At 72.0% G+C, this 22,799-nt stretch carries 22 protein-coding genes; 15 read left to right on the forward strand and 7 right to left on the reverse strand.

The genetic code is table 11. The features are described 5' to 3' along the window. Nucleotides 1–15: 15 nt before the first annotated feature. A complete protein-coding gene (locus tag AC4F3Q_RS09325; RefSeq protein WP_491039723.1) occupies nt 16–1,380 on the forward strand; it encodes an ROK family protein in 1,365 nt (454 codons plus the stop codon). After that, nucleotides 1,377–2,459, forward strand: coding sequence for a lactonase family protein (locus tag AC4F3Q_RS09330; RefSeq protein ID WP_491039724.1), 1,083 nt, complete (start codon nt 1,377–1,379; stop codon nt 2,457–2,459). The genes AC4F3Q_RS09325 and AC4F3Q_RS09330 overlap by 4 nt, the downstream gene beginning before the upstream one ends. A gap of 99 nt (nt 2,460–2,558) precedes the next feature. On the opposite strand, the gene AC4F3Q_RS09335 is transcribed toward AC4F3Q_RS09330, so the two are convergent. Then, nucleotides 2,559–2,873, reverse strand: coding sequence for a (2Fe-2S)-binding protein (locus AC4F3Q_RS09335; RefSeq protein WP_168448148.1), 315 nt, complete (start codon nt 2,871–2,873; stop codon nt 2,559–2,561). A 242-nt stretch (nt 2,874–3,115) separates the two neighbouring features. Here AC4F3Q_RS09335 and mshA point away from each other — a divergent pair, with 242 nt between their 5' ends. Then, nucleotides 3,116–4,357 carry a D-inositol-3-phosphate glycosyltransferase gene (mshA, locus tag AC4F3Q_RS09340; RefSeq protein ID WP_491039782.1) on the forward strand — a complete coding sequence of 414 codons (1,242 nt, stop codon included), beginning with the start codon at nt 3,116–3,118 and terminating at the stop codon, nt 4,355–4,357. 109 nt (nt 4,358–4,466) lie between these two features. Beyond that, nucleotides 4,467–5,207, forward strand: coding sequence for a phosphoglyceromutase (locus AC4F3Q_RS09345; RefSeq protein ID WP_491039725.1), 741 nt, complete (start codon nt 4,467–4,469; stop codon nt 5,205–5,207). A 101-nt stretch (nt 5,208–5,308) separates the two neighbouring features. Here the strand turns inward: AC4F3Q_RS09345 and phoU are convergent, their stop codons facing one another. Then, on the reverse strand, nt 5,309–5,962 hold the full coding sequence (phoU, locus tag AC4F3Q_RS09350) for a phosphate signaling complex protein PhoU (RefSeq protein WP_168448150.1): 654 nt from the start codon (nt 5,960–5,962) through the stop codon (nt 5,309–5,311). 175 nt (nt 5,963–6,137) lie between these two features. Here phoU and AC4F3Q_RS09355 point away from each other — a divergent pair, with 175 nt between their 5' ends. From AC4F3Q_RS09355 to pstB, 6 genes are all read left to right on the forward strand, one after another. Further along, on the forward strand, nt 6,138–7,325 hold the full coding sequence (locus tag AC4F3Q_RS09355) for a sensor histidine kinase (RefSeq protein ID WP_350308893.1): 1,188 nt from the start codon (nt 6,138–6,140) through the stop codon (nt 7,323–7,325). Beyond that, on the forward strand, nt 7,322–8,041 hold the full coding sequence (locus AC4F3Q_RS09360; RefSeq protein ID WP_168448151.1) for a response regulator transcription factor: 720 nt from the start codon (nt 7,322–7,324) through the stop codon (nt 8,039–8,041). The genes AC4F3Q_RS09355 and AC4F3Q_RS09360 overlap by 4 nt, the downstream gene beginning before the upstream one ends. Before the next feature lie 234 nt (nt 8,042–8,275). Next, complete coding sequence (gene pstS, locus AC4F3Q_RS09365; protein ID WP_491039726.1) at nt 8,276–9,421, forward strand: phosphate ABC transporter substrate-binding protein PstS; 1,146 nt, start codon at nt 8,276–8,278, stop codon at nt 9,419–9,421. Nucleotides 9,422–9,546: 125 nt separating this feature from the next. Continuing rightward, nucleotides 9,547–10,599, forward strand: coding sequence for a phosphate ABC transporter permease subunit PstC (gene pstC / locus AC4F3Q_RS09370; RefSeq protein ID WP_434060867.1), 1,053 nt, complete (start codon nt 9,547–9,549; stop codon nt 10,597–10,599). After that, nucleotides 10,599–11,669, forward strand: coding sequence for a phosphate ABC transporter permease PstA (gene pstA, locus AC4F3Q_RS09375; protein WP_168448254.1), 1,071 nt, complete (start codon nt 10,599–10,601; stop codon nt 11,667–11,669). The genes pstC and pstA overlap by 1 nt, the downstream gene beginning before the upstream one ends. A 38-nt stretch (nt 11,670–11,707) precedes the next feature. Next, on the forward strand, nt 11,708–12,487 hold the full coding sequence (gene pstB, locus AC4F3Q_RS09380) for a phosphate ABC transporter ATP-binding protein PstB (RefSeq protein ID WP_168448255.1): 780 nt from the start codon (nt 11,708–11,710) through the stop codon (nt 12,485–12,487). Between the two features lie 159 nt (nt 12,488–12,646). Here pstB and AC4F3Q_RS09385 read toward each other — a convergent pair whose 3' ends face one another. After that, entirely contained in the window at nt 12,647–13,105 is a 459-nt protein-coding gene (locus AC4F3Q_RS09385) for a hypothetical protein (RefSeq protein WP_491039727.1), read from the reverse strand. 348 nt (nt 13,106–13,453) lie between these two features. On the opposite strand from AC4F3Q_RS09385, the gene AC4F3Q_RS09390 reads away from it, so the two are divergent. Then, entirely contained in the window at nt 13,454–13,936 is a 483-nt protein-coding gene (locus AC4F3Q_RS09390; RefSeq protein WP_098458403.1) for a CarD family transcriptional regulator, read from the forward strand. Between the two features lie 184 nt (nt 13,937–14,120). Continuing rightward, complete coding sequence (gene ispF / locus AC4F3Q_RS09395; RefSeq protein ID WP_491039728.1) at nt 14,121–14,618, forward strand: 2-C-methyl-D-erythritol 2,4-cyclodiphosphate synthase; 498 nt, start codon at nt 14,121–14,123, stop codon at nt 14,616–14,618. A gap of 9 nt (nt 14,619–14,627) precedes the next feature. Here the strand turns inward: ispF and AC4F3Q_RS09400 are convergent, their stop codons facing one another. Together AC4F3Q_RS09400 and AC4F3Q_RS09405 are read right to left on the reverse strand one after the other, a co-directional pair. After that, entirely contained in the window at nt 14,628–15,059 is a 432-nt protein-coding gene (locus tag AC4F3Q_RS09400) for an MmcQ/YjbR family DNA-binding protein (RefSeq protein ID WP_491039729.1), read from the reverse strand. Beyond that, nucleotides 15,056–16,426, reverse strand: a complete 1,371-nt coding sequence (locus tag AC4F3Q_RS09405) for a D-arabinono-1,4-lactone oxidase (RefSeq protein WP_491039730.1) — start codon at nt 16,424–16,426, stop codon at nt 15,056–15,058. The genes AC4F3Q_RS09400 and AC4F3Q_RS09405 overlap by 4 nt, the downstream gene beginning before the upstream one ends. Before the next feature lie 57 nt (nt 16,427–16,483). On the opposite strand from AC4F3Q_RS09405, the gene AC4F3Q_RS09410 reads away from it, so the two are divergent. Genes AC4F3Q_RS09410 through rlmB form a run of 3 tightly spaced genes read left to right on the forward strand, consistent with a single transcriptional unit; the run spans nt 16,484 to nt 20,149 of the window. Next, a complete protein-coding gene (locus tag AC4F3Q_RS09410; RefSeq protein ID WP_491039731.1) occupies nt 16,484–17,683 on the forward strand; it encodes an alanine racemase in 1,200 nt (399 codons plus the stop codon). Between the two features lie 49 nt (nt 17,684–17,732). After that, nucleotides 17,733–19,175 (forward strand): cysteine--tRNA ligase, encoded by a 1,443-nt coding sequence (gene cysS / locus AC4F3Q_RS09415; protein WP_491039732.1) that lies wholly within the window; start codon nt 17,733–17,735, stop codon nt 19,173–19,175. Continuing rightward, nucleotides 19,175–20,149 carry a 23S rRNA (guanosine(2251)-2'-O)-methyltransferase RlmB gene (gene rlmB, locus AC4F3Q_RS09420; protein ID WP_491039733.1) on the forward strand — a complete coding sequence of 325 codons (975 nt, stop codon included), beginning with the start codon at nt 19,175–19,177 and terminating at the stop codon, nt 20,147–20,149. Before cysS ends, rlmB begins: the two co-directional genes overlap by 1 nt. Before the next feature lie 109 nt (nt 20,150–20,258). Here the strand turns inward: rlmB and AC4F3Q_RS09425 are convergent, their stop codons facing one another. Beyond that, on the reverse strand, nt 20,259–21,527 hold the full coding sequence (locus AC4F3Q_RS09425) for a DUF4032 domain-containing protein (protein ID WP_491039734.1): 1,269 nt from the start codon (nt 21,525–21,527) through the stop codon (nt 20,259–20,261). Nucleotides 21,528–21,610: 83 nt separating this feature from the next. Next, nucleotides 21,611–22,735 carry an ABC transporter ATP-binding protein gene (locus AC4F3Q_RS09430; RefSeq protein ID WP_168448262.1) on the reverse strand — a complete coding sequence of 375 codons (1,125 nt, stop codon included), beginning with the start codon at nt 22,733–22,735 and terminating at the stop codon, nt 21,611–21,613. Nucleotides 22,736–22,799: the final 64 nt, after the last annotated feature.

Below are 22,799 nucleotides of genomic sequence, written 5' to 3' on the forward strand. Positions count from 1 at the left end.
GGCTAAGGTCAACCCATGAACGCAAGGGGAACGGGTGGCAGCGACGCAGCCCGGACGAAGGCCACGTCTCGCACGCACAGCACGGGCGCAGGAGCCAGCCAGTCCGCGATGCGCGAGCACAACCTCGGGCTCGTGCTCGAGCAGATCGTCGACGCGACCGAGCCCATCTCCCGCGCCGACCTCGCCGTGGGCACCGGCCTGACCAGAGCGACCGTGTCCGCGCTCGTCGACCTCCTCGTCTCCGCGCGCATGGTCCACGAGCTCGAGCCCGTCGCGCGCCGCACCGCAGGACGCCCCGCGGTGCCCCTCGTCCCCGCACGCGGGACGATCGTCGGCATCGGGCTCGAGGCGAACGTCGACTACCTCGGGGCATGCGCGATCGACCTCGCCGGCAACGTCCTCGCCGAGGAGATCGTCGAGGACGACTTCCGCCACTCGTCGCCGCACGAGGTCCTGCCCCTGCTCGGCGGCCTCGGCAGCCGCGTCGTCGACGCCGCGACCGCGCACGGCGCGCGCGTCGCCGGGGCGTGCCTCGCCCTCCCCGGCATCGTCGACCGCGTCAACGGGCCGCTCCGCCTCGCGCCCAACCTCGGATGGGCCGACGACGACCTCAGCGCCCTGCGCACGGTCGCCCCGTTCGACACGATCGGCGTCCGCGTCGCCAACGAGGCCAACCTCGCCGCAGTCGCCGAGATCCGCGCGCTGCACGCCGCCCGCCCGAGCTTCCTCTACGTCTCGGGAGAGGTCGGCATCGGTGGCGCCCTCGTCGACGGCGGCGTCGTCTTCAAGGGCGACCACGGCTGGAGCGGCGAGCTCGGTCACGTCACCGTCGACCCGAACGGCCCCGACTGCACGTGCGGCGCCGAGGGCTGCCTCGAGACCTACGCGGGCAAGGACTCCCTCATGGCCGCGGCCGGACTCGCCCGCGACCTGCCTGTCGAGGCGCTCATCGAGGCCGCGCGCCTCGGCGACACCCGTGCGCGCGACGCGCTCGCCCGCGGCGGCCGCGCGCTCGGCATCGCGCTGTCGTCGTTCATGAACCTCACGGACATCAACGAGGTCGTGCTCGGCGGCATCTACTCGCCGCTCACCGACTGGCTCGTCGACCACGTGCACCGCGAGCTCCACAAGCGCGTGCTGACCGCGCCGTGGGTCGACATGCAGGTCAAGGCATCGGTCTCGGGAACTCGTGCCGCCATGTCGGGCGCCGCGCTCTCCGTGCTGCGGCTCGTCGTCGCGAACCCGGGGGACTGGGGAGCCCTCGAGCCAGGGGCGTGGTCCGAGCTCGACGGGATCCCCGCACCCACGGCCGCGGACCACGGCGGAGCAGGACCGCGCCCCGCGGGGCTCGGTACGTCCCGGCAGGAGGAGGACGCATGAGGCTCTGGATCGGCACCTACCCGTCGCAGGACGGCGTGGTCCCCGCAGCCGAGGGGGTGTGGCGCGTCGACCTGCTCGACGACGGCACGCTCGTCGACCGCGGCCGCGCCGCACCGCTCGCACAGGCGTCGTTCGTCGCCCTGCACCCCACCCTGCCCGTCCTGTACGCGACGCAAGAGCTCGAGACCCAGGGAGCGGTCGCGGCGTTCGCGATCGGTGACCCCGACGACACCGCGACGGCCCTGCGCCCGCTCGCGACGGCGTCGGCCGGCGGCGGCTTCCCCTGCCACCTCGAGCCTCTCGGCGCCGAGCTGCTCGTGTCCTGCTACGGCTCAGGCGCGCCCGGCTCCGCCGTCCTCGGGAGCGTCCCGCTCACGACCGACGGCACCCCCGAGGCGGCCGCGCGGGTCCACGCGCACGACGGCGCGACCGGCCCGCACGCGGACCGTCAGGACGCGTCGCACGTGCACTCCGCGACGCTCGCCCCGGACGGCGCGCACGCGTGGGCAGCAGACCTCGGCACGGACCAGCTCGTGCGCTACCGCATCACCGACGGCGGGATCGACCAGGACGGCGTGACGATGGCCATGCCTGCGGGCTCGGGCCCCCGGCACCTCGTGCTGCTGCCCGAGGGCGTCGCGATCGTCGCGTGCGAGCTCGACTCGACGGTCGCCGTCGTGCGGCTGCCCGGCGCGGGCGACGCGGGCGAGGTGCTGCAGGTGCTCCCGGCCTGCGTGACCCCCGCTGGTGACGGGCCGAGCCAGCCCGCGCACCTCACCCTCGACGGCACCGGCACGCGCCTGCACGTAGGGGTGCGGGGGCAGGACGTCCTCGCGACGTTCGCGGTCGCGCGCGGCACGGACGGCGTCACCCTCACGCACCTTGCGGACACGCCCTGCGGGCAGTGGCCGCGGCACCATGCCGTGCTCCCGGGTGGGACCGCGTCCGCCGACGTCGTCGTCGTCGCGGCGCAGGGCAGCCACGAGCTGGTCGCGATCGAGATCGGCGCAGACGGTTCAGGGCGCGAGCTCTCCCGGCTGACGCTGCCGGTGCGTCCCTCGTGCGTCGTGCCGGTCTAGCGACACCCGGGCTCGCGCTTCATCTGGGCGGAAAAGACCAGCGCCGACGCCCTGTCTCGGGGGATGACAGGGAGCCGGCGCCGGTGATCGTGGGTCGCGTCAGGCGGAGATCCCCGCGCGGCCGAGCTCGATCGTCACGACCTCCGTCAGGAGCGGAAGGCACTTGCCGCAGCTCCCGCCCGCGCGCGTGCAGCGCTGGACCTCGGTGAGGGAAGCGACGCCCGCCTCGTGGATGAGGCCGCGCAGCTCGCCGGCCGTGACGTTCGTGCAGTGACAGACGATGTGCTCGTCAGCGAGGTTCGCGGCGTCGACGACCGGGGCGTCCGGGTCGACGACGGCGGGTTCCGACTCGAGCTGTGCACGCAGCGCTGCGAGGCCGCTGAGGCCGGACGCTGGCGTGGTGGTTCCTGTCATGACTCCTACGTTCTCGCGGTTATTCACGGTCTCGCATGGGACTTCTGGCCTGGATCGGACGTATCCGGGCGGGAGAGGCGGAACCTCTCCTGCGGGTCCGGGGCCGCGTGTGACGCGTCCCGCACGTCAGGCTGGCGCTGACGGGCGGATACTTATCGCATGGATCTGTGCTGCCCCACCGGCGTCCTGCACGCCCCGAGGCTCCTCCGGTGAGCGGGCGGGGCGACGGGCTGCGCGTCGCGATGGTGAGCGTGCACACGTCGCCGCTCGCACAGCCCGGCACGGGCGACGCGGGCGGCATGAACGTCTACATCACCGGGCTCGCGGACGCGCTCGCGCGCTCGGGTGCCGACGTCGAGATCTTCACGCGGGCGACGGCGTCGTCCCAGCCCGAGGTCGTCGAGATGGCCGACGGCGTGCTCGTGCGGCACGTGACGGCGGGACCGTTCGAGGGCCTCGACAAGAACGACCTGCCAGGACAGCTGTGCGCCTTCACGGCCGGCGTGCTGCGGACGGAGGCGTCGCGGCGCGTCGGCTGGTACGACGTCGTGCACTCGCACTACTGGCTGTCCGGGCAGGCCGGCTGGCTCGCCGCGGACCGGTGGGACGTGCCCCTCGTGCACTCGATGCACACGATGGCGAAGGTCAAGAACGCGGCGCTCGCGCCCGGCGACACCCCTGAGCCCCGGGGCCGCGTGATCGGCGAGGAGCAGGTCGTCGTGGCCGCGGACGGCCTGGTCGCGTCGACGGCGCAAGAGGCGCACGAGCTCGTCGACCTGTACGACGCCGCACCCGAGCGGGTGCACGTCGTCCCGCCCGGGGTCGACCTCGACATCTTCGCGCCGTCGGCGACGCCGCGCGCAGCCGAGCGCCGCAAGCTCGGCCTGCCCGACGGCCCGGTCATCCTGTTCGCAGGGCGCGTCCAGCTCCTCAAGGGCCCGGACGTGCTCGTCGAGGCCCTCGCGATCATGCGCGGCCGCGCGCTCGAGCGCGGGACGCTCGACGCGCTGCCGACCCTCGTGATCCTCGGCGGCCCCTCGGGCCGGCCCACGGCGGTGCGCGAGCTCGAGGCGCTCGCGCACCGGCTGGGCGTGAGCGAGCACGTCCTGTTCCGGCCGCCTGCCCCCCGCGAGGAGCTCGCGCGATGGTTCCGCGCGGTCGACGTCGTCGCCGTGCCGAGCCACACGGAGTCGTTCGGCCTCGTCGCGGTCGAGGCGCAGGCGTGCGGCACCCCGGTCGTCGCGGCCGCCGTCGGCGGCCTGCGGACGGTCGTGCACGACGACGTGTCGGGCGTCCTCGTCGACGGTCACGACCCGCGCCGCTGGGCGGGAGAGCTCGAGCGGCTGCTCGCGGACCCCGCACGCCGGGCGCGCCTCGGCGAGGGGGCGCTCGCCGTCGGCCGGTCGTACGGGTGGGACGCCGCGGCGGCGGCGATGCTCGACGTCTACGACCTCGCCGCGAAGGTGCGGCGCGAGCGCGGCTGAGCGCACGCCGTCGGCGATCGCCGGCGGCGCCGGCCGGGAGGCACCGCGCCCGTCCCACGGCCGAAAGGTCCCTGCGTGCGCGGGCGCTCCGTGCGCAACAATGGGGACCATGACCTACACCCTCGTGCTGCTCCGCCACGGCGAGAGCGAATGGAACGCCAAGAACCTGTTCACCGGCTGGGTCGACGTGGCCCTCTCTGAGAAGGGCGTCGAGGAGGCGAAGCGCGGAGGCAAGCTCCTCCGCGAGGCCGGCGTCCTCCCGGACGTCGTGCACACGTCGCTCCTGCGCCGCGCGATGAACACCGCGCACCTCGCGCTCGACGCCGCGGACCGCCTCTGGATCCCGGTCAAGCGCAGCTGGCGCCTCAACGAGCGTCACTACGGTGCGCTCCAGGGCAAGGACAAGGCCCAGACCCTCGCCGAGTTCGGCGAGGAGCAGTTCATGCTGTGGCGCCGCTCCTACGACGTGCCGCCGCCCGCGATCGAGGTCGGCTCGGAGTTCTCGCAGGACGCCGACCCGCGCTACGCCGACGCTCCCCAGGTCCTCACGGAGTGCCTCAAGGACGTCCTCGAGCGTGCGCTCCCGTACTGGGACGCGGAGATCGTCCCTGACCTCAAGGCCGGCAAGACCGTCCTCGTCGCCGCGCACGGCAACTCGCTGCGCGCGATCGTGAAGTACCTCGACGGCATCTCTGACGAGGACATCGCGGGGCTCAACATCCCGACCGGCATCCCGCTCGTCTACGAGCTGGACGAGGAGACCCTCAAGCCCGTCAAGCCCGGCCAGTACCTCGACCCCGACGCCGCGGCGGAGGCCATCAAGGCCGTCGCGAACCAGGGCAAGAAGTAACAGCGATCCCCACGCACGACAGCAGGCCCGGACCGTGAGGTCCGGGCCTGCTGTCGTCCTGCGCGGTGTACCGGCGCGCACGCCGGGTCACGAGGACCGGCTCAGGGCCGCGCCTCCTCGAACGCACCCGTCACGAGGTAGAGCATGCGCCGCGCGACGGACTCGCCGTGGTCGCCGAACCGCTCGTAGTACCGGCCCAGCAGCGTCACGTCGACCGTCTCCTGCGGCGTACCCGACCACGTCGTGCCGAGCAGCGCCGCGAACGTGTCCTGGTGCAGCGTGTCGAGCAGGTCGTCGTCGCGCTCGATGTTGTGCGCGACCGTGAGGTCCCGCGTCGTGAGCAGCGTCGTCACGCGCCGCGCGACCCGCACCGCTGCGTCGTTCATCTGGGCGAACGTCGCCTCCAGGTCACCCGACACGGCGTGCCGCGGGTACCGGCCGCGCGCCACCTGGGCGATGTGCCGGGCGAGGTCGCCCATCCGCTCGAGCGACGAGCTGATCCGCAGCGCGGAGACGACGACGCGAAGGTCCGTCGCCACCGGCTGCTGCTGCGCGAGCAGCAGCACGCAGCGCTCGTCCAGGTCTCGCTCGAGCTCGTCGATCGCCTGGTCCTGCGCGACGACCTGCTGCGCGAGCTCGATGTCTGCCGTCAAGAGCGCCGTGCCTGCCTTGACGATCGCCTGCTCGACCAGCCGGCTCATCTCCGCGAGGTCGTCACCGACCTGCTTGAGCTCAGCCTCGAAGATCTGCCGCATGTCCACCTCGTCATCGTCCGAACGCCCGCACGGGCGCCTGTCCCAGCGAGCCTGCCAGGGCTGCGCGGCCCCTCGGTGAACACGAGGTCGTCCCTAGGTGAACACTTGTCGAGCGCTGCGCGACAAAGGGCTGCCACGCGGCCTGCGCCTGCGACGACGGCCTTACGCTGGGCCCGTGGACGGAATCGGGATGCTCATCGCCGGGGTGGTCGGGCTCGGCACCGGCGTGGTCGCGATGCTCGCGTTCCGGTACAGCGAGAGCAAGCAGCGGGAGTATCCCGTCGGCCCGCCAGCCGACCTCGACCAAGGTCTCGTCCGGGTGCTCGCTGTCCTGCGCTCTGCCGCGATCGTCCTCAACGAGGCCGACGAGGTTGTCCGCGCGTCGGCGCCCGCGTACGCGCTCGGGATCGTCAGGCACGACGCGATCGTGCACCGGGCGATCGACGACATGGTCGCCAAGGTGCGCGCGAGCGGCGAGATCCTCGACGAGGAGCTCGAGCTGCCGCGCGGCCCGTCGGGCCGCGGCGACGTGCTCCTCCAGGTCCGGGTCGCGCAGGTCGACAGCCGGCACGTGCTCGTGCTCGCTGAGGACCGGACCGAGGCGCGCCGCCTCGAGGCGGTGCGCCGCGACTTCGTCGTCAACATCTCCCACGAGCTCAAGACACCCGTCGGGGCACTCTCGCTCCTCGCGGAGACGGTGCAGGACGCCGCGGACGACCCGGAGGCCGTGCGCCGTTTCGCGGGGAGCATGCAGTCCGAGGCCATGCGTCTCGGCGCGCTCGTCCACGAGATCATCGAGCTCTCGCGGCTCCAGGTCGCGGGGGCGCTCGACGGGCTGCGCGCCGTGCCCGTCGAGACGATCGTCACCGAGTCGCTCGACCGTGCCCGCACGCCCGCCGAGAGCCGCAAGATCCGGCTCTCGGTCGCCGGCGACCTGACGGGCTACGTCTACGGCGACCACAACCTGCTCGTCACCGCGCTGCGCAACCTCCTCGACAATGCCGTGAGCTACTCCGCCGACGGCTCGTCCGTCTCGGTCGCGGTCAAGCGGGTCGACGACTTCGTCGAGCTGTCTGTCGTCGACCAGGGCATCGGGATATCGTCCGACCAGCAAGATCGCATCTTCGAGCGGTTCTACCGCGTCGACCCTGCGCGCTCGCGCGAGACCGGCGGGACCGGCCTCGGGCTCAGCATCGTCAAGCACGTCGTCGCCGACCACGGCGGTGAGATCTCCATCTGGTCCGAGCCGGGCCAGGGTTCCACGTTCACGATCAAGATCCCGGCCGCCCGCGCGCCCGAGGAGCTCGCCGCAGCTCCCGTCGTGCCATCGACGGGCGACCACGAGGAGGAACGCTCCGCATGACCCGCATCCTGGTCGTCGAGGACGAGAAGTCCTACGCCGAGCCGCTGACCTACCAGCTCGAGCGGGAAGGCTTCGAGGTGGTCGCCGTCGCGACCGGCCCCGACGCACTCACCGCCTTCGACGACGGCGGCGCCGACCTCGTCCTGCTCGACCTCATGCTCCCTGGCCTCTCCGGGACCGAGGTGTGCCGAGAGCTGCGCACCCGCTCCAACGTCCCGGTCATCATGCTGACGGCCAAGGACACGGAGATCGACAAGGTCGTCGGGCTCGAGATCGGAGCCGACGACTACGTCACCAAGCCGTACTCGTTCCGCGAGCTGCTGGCGCGGATGCGGGCCGTCCTGCGACGTCACGCTGAGGTTGTCGCGGCGTCCGCAGCGGCGCCTGCGGCTCCTGTCGAGACGCACGACGACGGCGTCCTCACCGTCGGCGCCGTCCGCATGGACGTCGACCGGCACACGGTGAGCGTCCACGGCGAGGCGGTCGCGTTCCCGCTCAAGGAGTTCGAGCTGCTCGAGCTGCTGATGCGCAACGCCGGGCGCGTCCTGACGCGCGGGCAGCTCATCGACCGGGTGTGGGGCTCCGACTACGTCGGGGACACCAAGACGCTCGACGTCCACGTCAAGCGCATCCGCGCGAAGATCGAGAAGGACCCGGGCAGCCCCGTGCTGCTGCTGACCGTGCGAGGCCTGGGCTACAAGCTCGCGGACGACTGAACACCAGGTGACGCGCGTTCACCTGGACGTCGCCATCCCGACATCGACGCAGGTCAGCCTGCGCGACGACGCAGAAGAGCCCCCCGGAGGCGTCCCACGACTTCGGGGGGAGTTCATCCGGGGTTCACCGAGGAACTCCGGAGGGGTCACCTTGCCTTCCTAACGTCAGTCACGGATCGAGAGCGCACCGCTCTCGTCGCGCGGCCGACGAGGCCGCGACGTGATTCGCACAGGATGGAACTCCCAGTGACTCTCAGCCGCATCACTCGTTCTGGAGCAGTCCTCGCGGTGGGCGCTCTCGCTCTCGGCCTCGCTGCTTGCGGCAGCGACTCCGCCGAGCCGAGCAAGACGGGCGGCTCCGCCAGCACCACGGCCCCGACCTCGGAGAACCTCTCCGGCATCCTCGCCGGCGCGGGCGCCTCCTCGCAGGGCAAGGCCATGGAGGGGTGGATCGCCGGCTTCGGTGACATCGCCCCTGACGTCTCCCTCAGCTACGACCCCGCCGGGTCCGGAGCGGGCCGCGAGCAGTTCCTCGCTGGCTCCGTGCAGATCGCGGGCTCCGACGCCGCGCTCAAGCCGGAGGAGCTCACCGCCGCGACCGAGCGCTGCTACGGCGGCGAGGCTCTCGAGCTGCCGCTGTACATCAGCCCGATCGCGGTCATCTACAACCTGCCGAACCTCAGCGCCGAGCACCTCCAGCTCTCCGCCGAGACCCTCGCGAAGATCTTCAACGGCGACATCAAGAAGTGGAACGACCCGGCGATCGCCGCCGAGAACGAGGGCGTCGAGCTTCCTGACCTGGCGATCACGCCCGTCAACCGGTCCGACGAGTCGGGGACGACCGAGAACTTCGTCGAGTACCTCGCCGCCGCGGGCAACGGCGCGTGGCCGCACGAGGTCTCGGGCGACTGGCCCGTCGCCGGTGGCCAGTCCGGTCAGGGCACGTCGGGCGTCGTCGACACGGTCTCCGCGGCCGAGGGCACGATCGGCTACGCCGACGCCTCGCGCGCCGGTGACCTCGGCACCGTCGCGATCAAGGTCGGCGAGGAGTACGTACCGTTCTCCGCGGAGGCCGCGGCCAAGGTCGTCGACGCGTCGCCGCGCGCCGAGGACGCGACGGACAAGCGCCTCGTCGTCGAGCTCGACCGCACGACGACGGAGGCCGGCGCCTACCCGCTCGTGCTGATGTCCTACTCGGTCGCGTGCTCGGTCTACGAGGACGCGGCGGACGTCGCCAACGTCAAGGCGTTCCTGTCCTACGTCGCCTCCGCCGAGGGCCAGGACCGCGCTGCCGACCCGAGCGTCGCGGGCTCCGCCCCCATCTCGGACGAGCTGCGCTCCGAGGTCCAGAAGGCGATCGACTCGATCGCCGTCAAGTGACGCCGAGGGCCGGCGGACGTCGTGACGACGTCCGCCGGCCCGACGCCGTACCTGCCCGCCACGCGGGCGAACATCCCCCCACCGCTGCGTCCTGACGCAGCACCAGAATTGGAGTCGACGTGGCCGTGACCAGCTCACCCACATCGTCCGAGACGTCCGCCGAGACACCAGGCGGAGAGGTCCGGACCGGCGCAGACCGCGCACCGGCAGCGCCCGACGGCGCCACCGTCGCCGCCGAGGTCTTCCTGCGCACCTCGGGAGCCCGCCGGCTCGCCGACAAGATCTTCCACGGCGTCTCGGCAGCCGCAGGCGTGACCATCCTCGTGGTGCTCGCCGCGGTGGCCGGGTTCCTCGTCCTCCGCGCCTGGCCCGCGCTGACCGCCTCGGACGACGAGCTCGCCAAGATCTCCTGGCTCAAGGGCGCCTCGATCCTCGAGTACGTCGGGCCCTTGATCTTCGGCACGCTCCTGTCGGCGTTGCTCGCCCTGCTGATCGCGGTGCCGCTCTCGGTGGGTATCGCGCTGTTCATCTCGCACTACGCGCCGCGCCGGGCGGCGCAGGCGCTCGGCTACGTCATCGACCTGCTCGCCGCGATCCCGTCGGTCGTGTACGGCCTGTGGGGCGCGCTGTGGCTGTCGGGCGTGCTCGACCCCGTCTTCCGGTGGTTCACCGACGTCCTCGGGTTCGTGCCGCTGTTCGAGGACTACACGGCCCCGGCCCGCAACGTCCTGATGGCCTCGACCGTCCTCGCCGTGATGATCCTGCCGATCATCACCGCGGTGGCTCGCGAGGTGTTCCTCCAGACGCCGGTCCTCCACGAGGAGGCGGCGCTCGCCCTGGGCGCCACCCGCTGGGAGATGGTCCGCACCGCTGTCCTGCCCTTCGGCCGGTCGGGCCTCGTGAGCGCGTCGATGCTGGGCCTGGGACGCGCGCTCGGCGAGACGATGGCCGTCCTGATGATCCTGTCGCCCGGCTACCTGTTCTCGTTCTTCCTGCTCAAGCCCGGGCAGCACCAGACGATCGCTGCGAACATCGCGGCCAAGTTCCCCGAGGCCTCGGGGCTGTCGGTGAGCGTCCTCATCGCGACCGGCCTCGCGCTGTTCGTCATCACCTTCGCGGTCAACATGGTGGCCCGCTGGATCATCTCGCGCCGCGCCGAGTTCTCGGGAGCCAACTGATGACTGCCATCGACACGAACGAGCCCACGACGGCGGCCCTGCTCAGCTCGGGCGGGTACCGCTCGCTGCCGCGCTGGGCGCCGTGGAGCGTGGCTGCCGGCTCCGTCGCGGTCGCCTTCCTGGTCCTGCTCGTGACGGGCACACCGACGATCGTCTCGGTCGTGGCGTTCGGTGCGCTCGTGCACCTGGTGGTGCTGACCGTGCTGTCGCGGACGCTCGAGGGGCCGCGCCGCTCGGCGGACAGGCTCGCGACGACGCTCGTGACGTTCGCGTTCGCCCTCGCGCTCATCCCGCTCGTCTCCCTGCTGTGGACGGTCGGCTCCCGCGGGATGGGCCTGTTGTCGGCGGAGTTCCTCACGACCGACATGGTCGGCGTGTTCGGCGACATGACCTCGGGCGGCGTGGTCCACGCGATCATCGGCACGCTCATGGTGACGCTCACCGCGACGCTGATCTCGGTGCCGATCGGGCTCCTGACGGCGATCTACCTCGTCGAGTACGGACGCGGCCCGGTCGCACGCGGGATCACGTTCCTCGTGGACGTGATGACGGGCATCCCGTCGATCGTCGCGGGCCTGTTCGCCTTCGCGCTGTTCACGCTCATCATGGGGCCGGCGTACCGGTCGGGGCTCATGGGTGCGGTCGCGCTCGCGGTCCTCATGACGCCCGTCGTCATCCGCTCGGTCGAGGAGATGCTGCGGCTCGTCCCGAACGAGCTGCGCGAGGCGTCGTACGCCCTCGGGGTGCCCAAGTGGCTCACCGTCGTCAAGGTCGTGCTGCGCACGTCGATCGCCGGCATCGTCACGGGCGTGATGCTCGCGATCGCCCGCGTGATCGGTGAGACGGCGCCCCTGCTGATCACGGTGGGCATCGTGACCCGGACCAGCTGGAACGTCACCGAGGGCCGGATGGCGACGCTGCCGGTGTTCGCCTACAACCAGTACCACCAGGGCGGTGTGGGCGTGGACCGCGCCTGGGCTGCGGCCCTGACGCTCATCCTCATCGTCATGCTCCTCAATCTCGTGGCCCGCGCGATCAGCCGCCTCTTCTCCCCGAAGACCGGCCGCTGAGCCGCTGCCCGGCCATCCCCCGAAAGGACCCTCCAGACATGTCCAAGCGCATCGACGTCTCCGACCTCAACGTCTTCTACGGCGACTTCCTGGCAGTCCAGGACGTCAACATGGTGATCGAGCCCAAGTCGGTCACCTCGCTCATCGGCCCGTCCGGCTGCGGGAAGTCCACCTTCCTGCGGACCCTGAACCGCATGCACGAGGTCATCCCGGGTGCTCGCGTCGAGGGGAAGGCCGTCATGGACGGCCAGGACCTCTACGCCCCGGACGTCGACCCGGTGCAGGTGCGGCGCCAGATCGGCATGGTGTTCCAGCGCCCGAACCCGTTCCCGACGATGTCGATCGCGGACAACGTCCTCGCGGGCGTCAAGCTCAACAACAAGCGCATCTCGAAGAGCGACGCGTCCGACCTGGTCGAGGAGTCGCTGCGCGGGGCCAACCTGTGGAACGAGGTGAAGGACCGTCTGGACCGGCCGGGCTCGTCGTTGTCCGGCGGGCAGCAGCAGCGCCTGTGCATCGCCCGGGCTATCGCGGTGAAGCCGCAGGTGCTGCTGATGGACGAGCCCTGCTCGGCGCTCGACCCGATCTCGACGCTCGCGATCGAGGACCTGATCTCGCAGCTGAAGAACGACTACACGATCGTCATCGTCACGCACAACATGCAGCAGGCGGCGCGCGTGAGCGACTCGACCGCGTTCTTCAACATCGCCGGGACGGGGCAGCCGGGCAGGCTCATCGAGATGGGCGACACCGCGACGATCTTCTCGTCGCCGACCGTGGCCGCGACCGAGGACTACATCTCGGGCCGCTTCGGGTGACCTGTGCGCCTGCCAGGCCCGTGCTCGTCCGGGTCGTGGTGCAGGCCGTCGAGACGCCGCCCGGCTCGCCCGGGCGGACGACGAAGGCTCCGCTCCCGTGGGGGGAGGCGGAGCCTTCGTGCGTTCGCGCGACGCGGCGCTGGGCGCCGGTCCGGGGTCTCAGCTCGCGGCGGGGACCAGGTCTGCGTACTCGGGCAGCGTGCCGTCGAGGACGGGCACGAAAACGGTCTCGCCCGTCGCGCCGTCGAGGCCGACGGTGAGCTGGGCGTTGGCGCCGGGTGCGGCGGTGGTCTGGTCGATCACGAGCTCGTCGCCCGTGCTGCCGCCGAGCAGGACGGTCGCGCCGGCGGGCACCTCGACGGTCACGTCACCGATCACGACGGACGCGGGCTCGGCGCCGTTGTTGACGACCCCGCCCTGCAGGGCGCCCGGGGCGCCTTCGGCGGCGGCGATGATCATGAGGTTCTGCACGCTGACGCTGTCCGAGACCGCGACGCGCACGCCGTCGGACGCGGCGTACTGGATCTTGGTGGTGATGGGGGAGCAGGCGCCGAGCCCGGCTGCGACGGCGAGGGCGATGCCGACGGCGAGGCCGCGGCGGGTCTGGTGGCGGTTCACGTGCTCTCCTGTGGTCGGTCGGGCCTGGAGGCCCTGGGGTCGTCGTGCCTCAGAACCGACGCCGCTGCGCACAGGTCCTACGTGAGGTCCTAGGTTGCGAGGTTCGCGCCGTGGTATCCGAGAGCCGAGGCCCACTCTAGTGGCTGAGGGTGCCGGAGGACGACCGTCGTTGCCGCTGTACGTCGCCGTTGCGAGGGTCGGCGGCGACCGCGCGGCACGCGTGCCAGCGCTGGTCGGGGAGGTGCGGGGGCGCAGACTACGCCTCCTTGGCCCAGATCGGCCAGATCCCTGGGAGAGTTGAGAACTTCGCATGATAAGATAAGGGTCCGCGAAAGGGGAATTTTGCCGATGACTTTCACAGTTGGGGAGACGGTCGTCTACCCGCACCACGGAGCAGCTCTGATCGAAGAGATCAAGGTCCGGACGATTCGCGGAGAGGAAAAGACCTACCTCAAGCTGAAGGTCGCCCAGGGCGATCTCACGATCGAGGTCCCGGCTGAGAACGTGGACCTCGTGGGTGTTCGCGACGTCGTCGGGCAGGAAGGCCTGGACCGCGTGTTCGAGGTCCTGCGCGCGCCGTACACCGAAGAGCCGACCAACTGGTCGCGCCGCTACAAGGCGAACCTCGAGAAGCTCGCGTCGGGCGACGTCATCAAGGTTGCCGAGGTCGTGCGCGACCTGTCGCGCCGCGACGCCGACCGAGGCCTGTCTGCAGGCGAGAAGCGCATGCTCGCCAAGGCCCGCCAGATCCTCGTCTCCGAGCTCGCGCTCGCTGAGCACACCGAGGAAGAGAAGGCCGAGGCGATCCTCGACGAGGTCCTCGCCTCCTGAGCCGCGCACGACCGTTTCGCGAGCCTCCACCCTCTGGGTGGGGGCTCGCGGCACGTCCGGGTGCCGGTCGAAGCCCGTCACCCGGCGGCGCAGGCCGGCGCGAGCGTCGCAGCCGCGCGATAGCCTTCGAGCGTGCCGCGCTGCCCCGCCGCGCGGCGACGACCAGACCGTCCGAGGAGCGCTCATGACCCTGCCCCGCACGGGGATCGGCGTGGACGTCCACGCCCTCGCCCCCCAGGACGCACCGCGCGAGCTCTGGCTCGCCGGCCTCCACTGGCCCGGTGAGCGCGGCCTCGCAGGCCACTCCGACGCCGACGTCGCCGCCCACGCCGCCGCTGACGCCCTGTTCTCCGCATCCGGTCTCGGCGACCTCGGCTCGAACTTCGGCACGGCAGCCCCCGAGTGGGCCGGAGCCGCAGGGGCGACCCTCCTCGCCGAGGCCGCTCGTCGGGTCCGCGAGGCGGGGTTCGAGATCGGCAACGTCGCCGTCCAGGTGATCGGCAACCGCCCGAAGATCGGGACGCGTCGCGCCGAGGCGCAGGACGCCCTGAGCGCCGCCGCCGGCGCACCCGTCACCGTCACCGCGACGACCACGGACGGGCTCGGGCTCACGGGCCGCGGGGAGGGCGTCGCCGCGATCGCGACCGCGCTCGTCGTGCCGAGCAGCGCGCCCGGCCGCTGACCGCCCGCCTCAGTGCGTCATCGGACGTCGTGAGCGGGGCAGCCCGCTCACGACGAGGTCGTACGCATCCTCGACGAGCTGCTCGAGCAGCCCGGGATCCAGGTCCGGGTGCAGCACGACCGACACCCAGTGCTTCTTGTTCATGTGCCAGCCCGGGAGCACGTCGTCGTGCGCGGCGACGAGGCCGGGCACGAGCTCCGGCTCCGCCTTGAGGTTCACGTGCCAGTGCTCGCCCCCGACCTTCGGGTGGCGGGTGAGCAGCGCGAAGATCTTCTGCGCGACACGGAACGTCTCCGCCCCGGGGCCGAACGGGAAGTCCGACGTCGCGTCCGGCAGGTCGAGGCACAGCAGGCGGCAGGCACGCGCCTCGGGCGACAGGTCGTCGGGCGCCGGGTCGTCGGGCACGAGGTCCCCGGGCACCGCCGCGTCGTTGGCGCTCACCGGCCGAGCACCCGCTCGAGGTACCGGTTCGTGAAGACCCCGTCCGGGTCGACCGAGTCGCGCACCGCCAGGAAGTCGTCGAACCGCGGGTAGAGCTCGCGCAGCCGCTCTGCGCCGAGCGTGTGGATCTTGCCCCAGTGCGGCCGCCCGTCGTACGCGGACGCGATCTCCTGCACCGCCGCGAAGTACCGCGACGCGTCGGACCGCCAGAACTGGTGGACCGCGACGTACGCCGTCGGGCGGCCGTACGACGTCGACAGCCACACGTCGTCCGCCCGTGCGAAACGCACCTCGACAGGGAAGGACACCCGCTCGTCCGTCCGCGCGAACCAGTCCTGGACGTCCCGCAGCACCTCCCCGACCGTGTCGAGCGGTACCGCCCACTCGGACTCGACGAACCGCACGCGGCGCCGCGACACGAACACCTCGGACGACGGCGCCGTGAAGCGTCGCGCACCGAGAGCGCGCGACGACACCCGGTTGATCGTCGGGATCGCTGCAGGCACGGCGTGCGCAAGGCGGTTCGTCAGCTCGAAGACGCCGTTCGACAGCAGCTCGTCGTCGACCCAGCCGCGCAGCGCGTCGAGCGGGGCGTCGTCGAGCGCGCGCCGGGCGTTGCGCTTCGTCAGCGCGGTGCGCGTGTGCGGGAACCAGTAGAGCTCGGCGTGGTCGCTCGCGAGGAACGAGCCGTCCGCGACCGCCTCGAGCGCGCGCTCGAGCGGCCACGGCTCCTCGCGCGCCTCGAGCACGTACGCGGGCTCGGCGCCGACCGTCACCGCGACGAGGATGCCGAGCGCGCCGAGGCCCAGGCGCGCGGCCTCGAACAGCTCGGTGTTCTCGTGGCGCGACGCACGGACGACCGAACCGTCGGCGACGACCACCTCGACCGCGCGCACCTGCGCCGCGAGGCCCGCGCCGGTCCCGGAGTCCCCGCCCGTGCCGTGCGTCCCCGTCGAGATCGCGCCCGCGACCGACTGCCGGTCGATGTCGCCGAGGTTCGACAGCGCGAGCCCGTGCGACGCGAGCGCGTCGTTGAGCGCGTGCAGCCGGATCCCTGCGCCGACCCGCACCTCGTGCGTGACACGCCCCTCGGGCGTGGGGAGCCGGACGGGCTGATCGACGTGGTCGAGGGCGTCGAGCGAGAGCATCACCGCGTCCGTCGTCGCGACCGGGGAGAAGGAGTGCCCCGCGCCGACCGCACGCACGGTCAGACCCAGCGTGCGCGCGCGCCGCACGACCGTCACGACGTCGTCGACCGACCGTGCCGCGAAACGGTGCGCAGGGCTGCAGGACGCCGAGCCGCCCCAGGTCGTCCACGGTTGCTGCGGTGGGCGGGCGACGTCGCCCACGCGGGAGGAGATGGCCACACCGCACTATCCGCGCACGTCGTCGCGTGAGTCAATGGTCCGGGAGAAGGAGGAGCCATGGGCCTGAGGGAACGTCTCGACGCGGCGACCGCACACCTCGCCGGACCGCTCGTCGTCGTCGACCTGGACGCGTTCGAGGCGAACGCCGACGACCTCGTGCTGCGCGCCGGCGGTACGCCCGTGCGGCTCGCCTCCAAGTCGGTGCGCGTGCGCGGCCTCGTCGACGCGGCGCTCGCCCGGCCGGGGTGGGCGGGCGTCATGGCCTTCTCGCTCGCTGAGGCGTGCTGGCTCGTCGAGCAGGGGCACGACGACGTCCTCGTCGGCTACCCGACGGTCGACCGCGGCGCCCTCGCCGCGCTCGCTGCCTCGCCGGCTGCCCGTCGCGCGATCACCCTCATGGTCGACGACGTCGCGCAGGTCGCGCCGGCCGCGCACGCCGTGCGGGAGCACTCGCGCCGGGGCGGCGCGGACGGTCCGCCCGTGCGGCTGTGCCTCGACGTCGACGCGTCGCTCCGGCTCGGCGTCGGGCGGTGGCGCGCCCATCTCGGGGTGCGGCGCTCTCCCGTGCACACGCCCGCCGAGGCTGCCGCGCTCGCCGCGGCCGTCGCGGCGTACGACGGGGTCGACGTCGTCGGGCTCATGTTCTACGAGGCGCAGGTCGCCGGGCTGCCCGACTCGAGCCCGGCCGTGCGGCTCGTGAAGCGCATGTCCGTCGCGGACCTCGCCGTGCGCCGCGCCCAGGTGCGTCGCGCGGTCGAGGACGCCCTCGGGCGCGCCGTCGCCCTCGTGAACTCCGGTGGGACCGGCTCGCTCGAGACGAGCGCCGCCGACCCGACCGTCACCGAGGTGACGGCCGGCTCCGGCCTTTACGTCCCCGGCCTGTTCGACGACTACCGCACGGTCGCCCGACGTCCCGCCGCGTTCGTCGGGCTCGACGTCGTGCGCCTTCCGCGCGACGGCATCGCGACCGCGTTCGGCGGTGGCTACGTCGCGTCCGGCCCCGCGAGCGAGAGCCGCCTGCCGCGGCTCGCCTTCCCCGCGGGAATGCGATACGTCAGCACGGAGGGCCCGGGCGAGGTGCAGACCCCGCTGCGGCTCCCGCGCGGCACCACGGCCCAGGTCGGGGAGCGCGTGTGGATGCGGCACGCGAAGGCCGGCGAGGTCATGGAGCGGGTGACCCACGTCCACCTCGTGCGGGGCGACCGCATCGAGCGGACCCTGCCCACCTACCGGGGAGAGGGCAGGGCGTTCGCCTGAACGCGCTGCCAGCGAGGGCAGACGCGCCGCGGACGGTAGCCTTGGAGCCGTGACCCTACGCCTGTACGACACAGCGACGCGCGAGGTGCGCGACTTCCAGCCGCGCACACCCGGCAAGGTCGGCATCTACCTCTGCGGCGCCACCGTGCAGAGCGCACCCCACATCGGGCACATGCGCTCCGCCGTCGCGTTCGACGTGCTCGTCCGTTGGCTGCGCCGCACGGGCCTCGAGGTCACGATGATCCAGAACGTCACGGACATCGACGACAAGATCATCGCGAAGGCCGCCGAGGCTGGCCGCCCCTGGTGGGCGCACGCCTACCTCAACGAGCAGGCGTTCACCGAGGCGTACGACGCCCTCGGCGTGCTGCGCCCCACGTACGCGCCGCACGCGACCGCGCACGTGAGCGACATGGTCGAGCTCATGGAGCAGCTCGTCGAGCGTGGGCACGCCTACACGACGACGCCCGGCAACGTGTTCTTCGACGTGCAGTCCTGGGCCGAGTACGGCTCGCTCACGAACCAGCGCCCCGAGGACCTCACGGTCGCCGCCGACTCCGACGGTGACGAGCTCGGCAAGCGCAACCCGCACGACTTCGCGCTGTGGAAGGCGAGCCGTCCCGGCGAGCCCGAGACGGCGTCGTGGCCGACCCCGTTCGGCCGTGGCCGCCCCGGCTGGCACCTCGAGTGCTCTGCCATGGCACGCCGCTACCTCGGCTCCGCCTTCGACATCCACGGTGGCGGCCTCGACCTGCGGTTCCCGCACCACGAGAACGAGCAGGCGCAGTCGCGCGCTGCGGGTGACGAGTTCGCCGGGCTGTGGATGCACTCCGCGTGGGTCACCCAGGGCGGCACGAAGATGAGCAAGTCGCTCGGCAACGGGCTGCTCGTCACGGAGCTGCTGGGCCGCGCCCGCGCCGTCGTCGTCCGCTACGCGCTCACAGCCGTCCAGTACCGCTCGATGATCGAGTGGAGCGAGGACACGCTCGCGGACGCGGAGGCGACCTGGGCGCGCCTCGAGGGCTTCGTCGAGCGGGCCTCCGAGCATGTCAGCACGGTGACCGACGACGAGGTGCGCACGGCCGGGCTGCCCGCAGCGTTCGTCGACGCGATGAACGACGACCTCAACGTGTCCGTCGCGCTCGCGGCCGTCCACGAGGCCGTGCGCGCCGGCAACTCGGCCCTCGCCGCCGGGCAGGTCGCGCAGGTGCGCGAGGCGGTCGTGCAGGTCCGGGCGATGCTCGACGTCCTCGGCCTCGACCCCGCGTCGGGCACCTGGGCGAGCAGCACGACCGACGACCGCGGAGCGCGCGCGCTCGACGCGCTCGTCACCGCCGAGCTCGAGCGGCGGGCCGCCGCACGCGCCGAGCGCGACTTCGCGACCGCGGACGCCGTCCGCGACCGCCTCACCGCCGCCGGGATCGTGGTGGAGGACTCCCCGAACGGAGCCCGCTGGTCCCTGGCCACCGACACCCCGAAGGACGAGAACTGATGGCAGGCAACTCCCAGCGCCGAGGCGCGACCCGCAAGCCCGGATCCAAGAAGGGCGCCCGCGTCGGCACCGGCGGCCACAGCCGTAAGGCTCTCGAGGGCAAGGGACCCACGCCCAAGGCCGAGGAGCGCCCGTACCACCCCGCCTACAAGGCGAAAGAGGCCGCGGAGCGCCGCGGCGCGGCGCAGCGTCGCGGCAGCCAGGCGGGACGTCGCACCGGCGGCGGGCGGTCCTCGACCCACGAGATGGTCGCCGGTCGCAACTCGGTCCTCGAGGCGCTGCGCGCTGACATCCCCGTGACGACCGTGTACATCGCGGCCCGCCTCGAGGCGGACGACCGCACCAAGGAGATCCTGCTGATCGCCTCGGAGCGGCGCATGAACCTCCTCGAGGTGACCAAGCCCGAGCTCGACCGCCTGACCGACGGCGCCGTGCACCAGGGTGTCGCGCTCCAGGTCCCGCCGTACGAGTACGCGGACGTCGACGACCTGCTCGACGCCGCAGCCGCGTCGGGTCGGGCCCCGCTCGTCGTCGCGCTCGACTCGATCACCGACCCGCGCAACCTCGGCGCTGTCCTGCGCTCCGCGGGTGCGTTCGGCGCGCACGGCGTGCTCGTGCCCGAGCGGCGCGCCGCGTCCATGACGGCGTCCGCATGGAAGGTGTCCGCCGGTGCGGCGGCGCGCGTGCCGGTCGCCCGGGTCACCAACCTCGTGCGCGCCCTCGAGACGCTCCGTGAGGCCGGCTGCTTCGTCGTCGGGCTCGACGCCGGCGGCGACGTCTCCGTGCGCGACCTCCCCTATGCGGCGGACCCGCTCGTGCTCGTCGTCGGGTCTGAGGGCAAGGGCCTCTCGCGGCTCGTCCGCGAGACGTGCGACGCGATCGCGTCGATCCCGATCGCGTCCGAGACCGAGTCGCTCAACGCTGGCGTCGCGGCGGGCATCGCCCTCTACGAGGTCGCAGGCCAGCGCGCCTGAGAGACGGCACAGAGCACGAAGGGCGGGCGCTGAGCGCCCGCCCTTCGTGCGTCTAGCCCGTGTGCACGTTGCGGTGCGGTCCAGGCCTCTGCGGGCCGGGCACGGGTGACTAGCCTCCGAGCAGCGCCGCCTCGTCGCGACGGTGTCGCAGGACGTTCATGACATAGCTCGCGGTCGCTTCGCTCATCGGGACGTCACGACGCTGCTGCTGCGAGATGTACCAGCGGTGGTCGAGAATCTCGTGGAACATCTGCGCCGCCTCGAGCTTGCCGCGCATCTCGCGCGGCACCGCGCGCACGGCAGGCTCGAAGACGCTGGTCACCCAGTCGTGCGCGACGAACTCCTCGTCCTCGTCCTGGCGCCCGCCCGACGCGCGGTACTCGTCGAGGTCGTTGAGCAGTCGCCGCGCCTGGTTCTCCTGGACGTCGAGCCCGGTCAGGTGCAGCAGCCGGCGCGAGTGGTGACCGGCGTCGACCACCTTGGGCTGGATGCGGACCGTCGTGCCGTCGTCGTGCGTCGTGATGCTCAGCTCGCCCACGTCGAAGCCGAGCGCGTTGAGCCGCTCGATGCGCGCCGAGACGCGCCAGCGCTCGTTCGAGCCGAACGACTCCTCGTCCGTCAGTGCCGCCCACAGCTCGTTGTACCGGGCGACGAGCGCGTCACCGATCGCGACCGTGTCGACGGAGTCCTCGAGCAGCTCGCCGGCGGCGAGGTCCATGAGCTCGCCGATGATGTTCGTCCGTGCGAGGTCCACGTCGTAGTTGCGCTGGCCGTCGGTCAGCTTCTCGTGCATGTCGCCCGTCTCGGCGTCGACGAGGTAGGCCGCGAAACGGTCCGCGTCGCGACGGAACAACGTGTTCGAGAGCGACACGTCGCCCCAGTAGAAGCCCACGAGGTGCAGCCGGACCAGCAGCACGGCGAGCGCGTCGATCAGGCGGGTGGCCGTCTCGGGGCGCAGCTCCTGGCTGAAGAGCGCGCGGTACGGGAGCGAGAACTGCAGGTGCTTCGTGAGGAGAACCGCCTCGAGCGGCTCACCCTCGGGCGACCGCCGCCCCGTGATGACCCCGACCGGCTCGACGCAGGGCACGCCGCCGATGCGGTTGAGCTGACGCAGCAGCTCGTACTCGCGGTAGGCGACGGACTCGCCGATCTCCTTGATCGCGATGACGCCGGAGTCGACACGGACGAACCGCACGATGTGCCGGGAGAGGCCGCGGGGGAGCGCGGCGATGATCTCCTCCGGCCACGACTCCAGCGGGATGTGCCACGGCAGGTCGAGGAGCGCGGGGTCCGGGGAGACGGCGGAGATGGTGAGCTGCTGCTGCACGGTGGCCTCGAGACGAGAGGAGGGGCGAGAAGAGATGGCTGTCACCAGCATAGGAGGGTGCTGGTACGCCCGAGGGGGCGGACCCGGACGAGCCGGACCGCCCCCTCGGGGTGCAGCGGGAACCGATCAGGTGATCAGTTCGGGAGGCGCAGGCCGGAACCGGCGGCGAACAGGTGCTCCTCGCCGGGACGGATCGCGACGTAGATGCGCTCGCCCTTGGCGGGCACGTTGCGCGGGTCGATACGGATGATGATCTGGTTGTCGCCAGCACCCGAGTGGAGGTCCGCGTCAGCGAGCGAGCCGCGGAGCGTGCCGTAGACGAACGCGTCGGAGCCGAGCTCCTCGACGATGTTGACCTCGACCGGGAACGCGGACGCCTCGGCCTGCGACACGACGTCGAGCGCCTCGGGGCGGAAGCCCAGGGTGATCTTGTTGTCGTCCTCGGGCTTGAGCGCAGCCACGGCAGCACGCGACACGGGGATCCGCGCCGGGCCGACCTCGGCGATGCCGCCGTTGACACGGAACGTCCCGAGGTTCATCGCGGGCGAGCCGATGAAGCCGGCGACGAACACGTTGGCGGGCGTGTCGTACATGTCGCGCGGGGTGCCGACCTGCTGGAGCAGACCGTCCTTGAGGACCGCGATGCGGTCACCCATCGTGAGCGCCTCGGTCTGGTCGTGGGTGACGTAGACCGTGGTGACGCCGAGGCGACGCTGCAGCGACGCGATCTGCGTACGGGTCTGGACGCGGAGCTTGGCGTCGAGGTTCGACAGCGGCTCGTCCATGAGGAACACCTGCGGCTGGCGGACGATCGCGCGGCCCATGGCGACACGCTGACGCTGACCACCGGAGAGCGCCTTCGGCTTGCGGTCGAGGTACTCGGTGAGGTCGAGGATCTTGGCAGCCTCCTCGACGCGCTGGCGGATCTCCGCCTTCGGCGTGCCGGCGATCTTGAGCGCGAAGCCCATGTTGTCGGCGACCGTCATGTGCGGGTACAGCGCGTAGTTCTGGAAGACCATCGCGATGTCGCGGTCCTTCGGCTGGACGTCGGTCACGTCGCGGTCGCCGATGAGGATGCGGCCGGAGTTGACGTCCTCGAGGCCCGCGAGCATGCGGAGCGAGGTGGACTTACCACAGCCCGAGGGGCCGACGAGGACGAGGAACTCGCCGTCCTCGATGTGGAGGTCGAGCTGGTCCACCGCGGGACGCTCGGTCCCCGGGTAGACGCGAGAAGCCTTGTCGTAAGTGACGGTAGCCATAGCTGTCGCCAATCCCTTCACCGGCAGGTACGTGCCGGACGATCCGAGTGAAGAGTGTCATGGA

Source organism: Flavimobilis sp. BM9 (assembly GCF_058313055.1).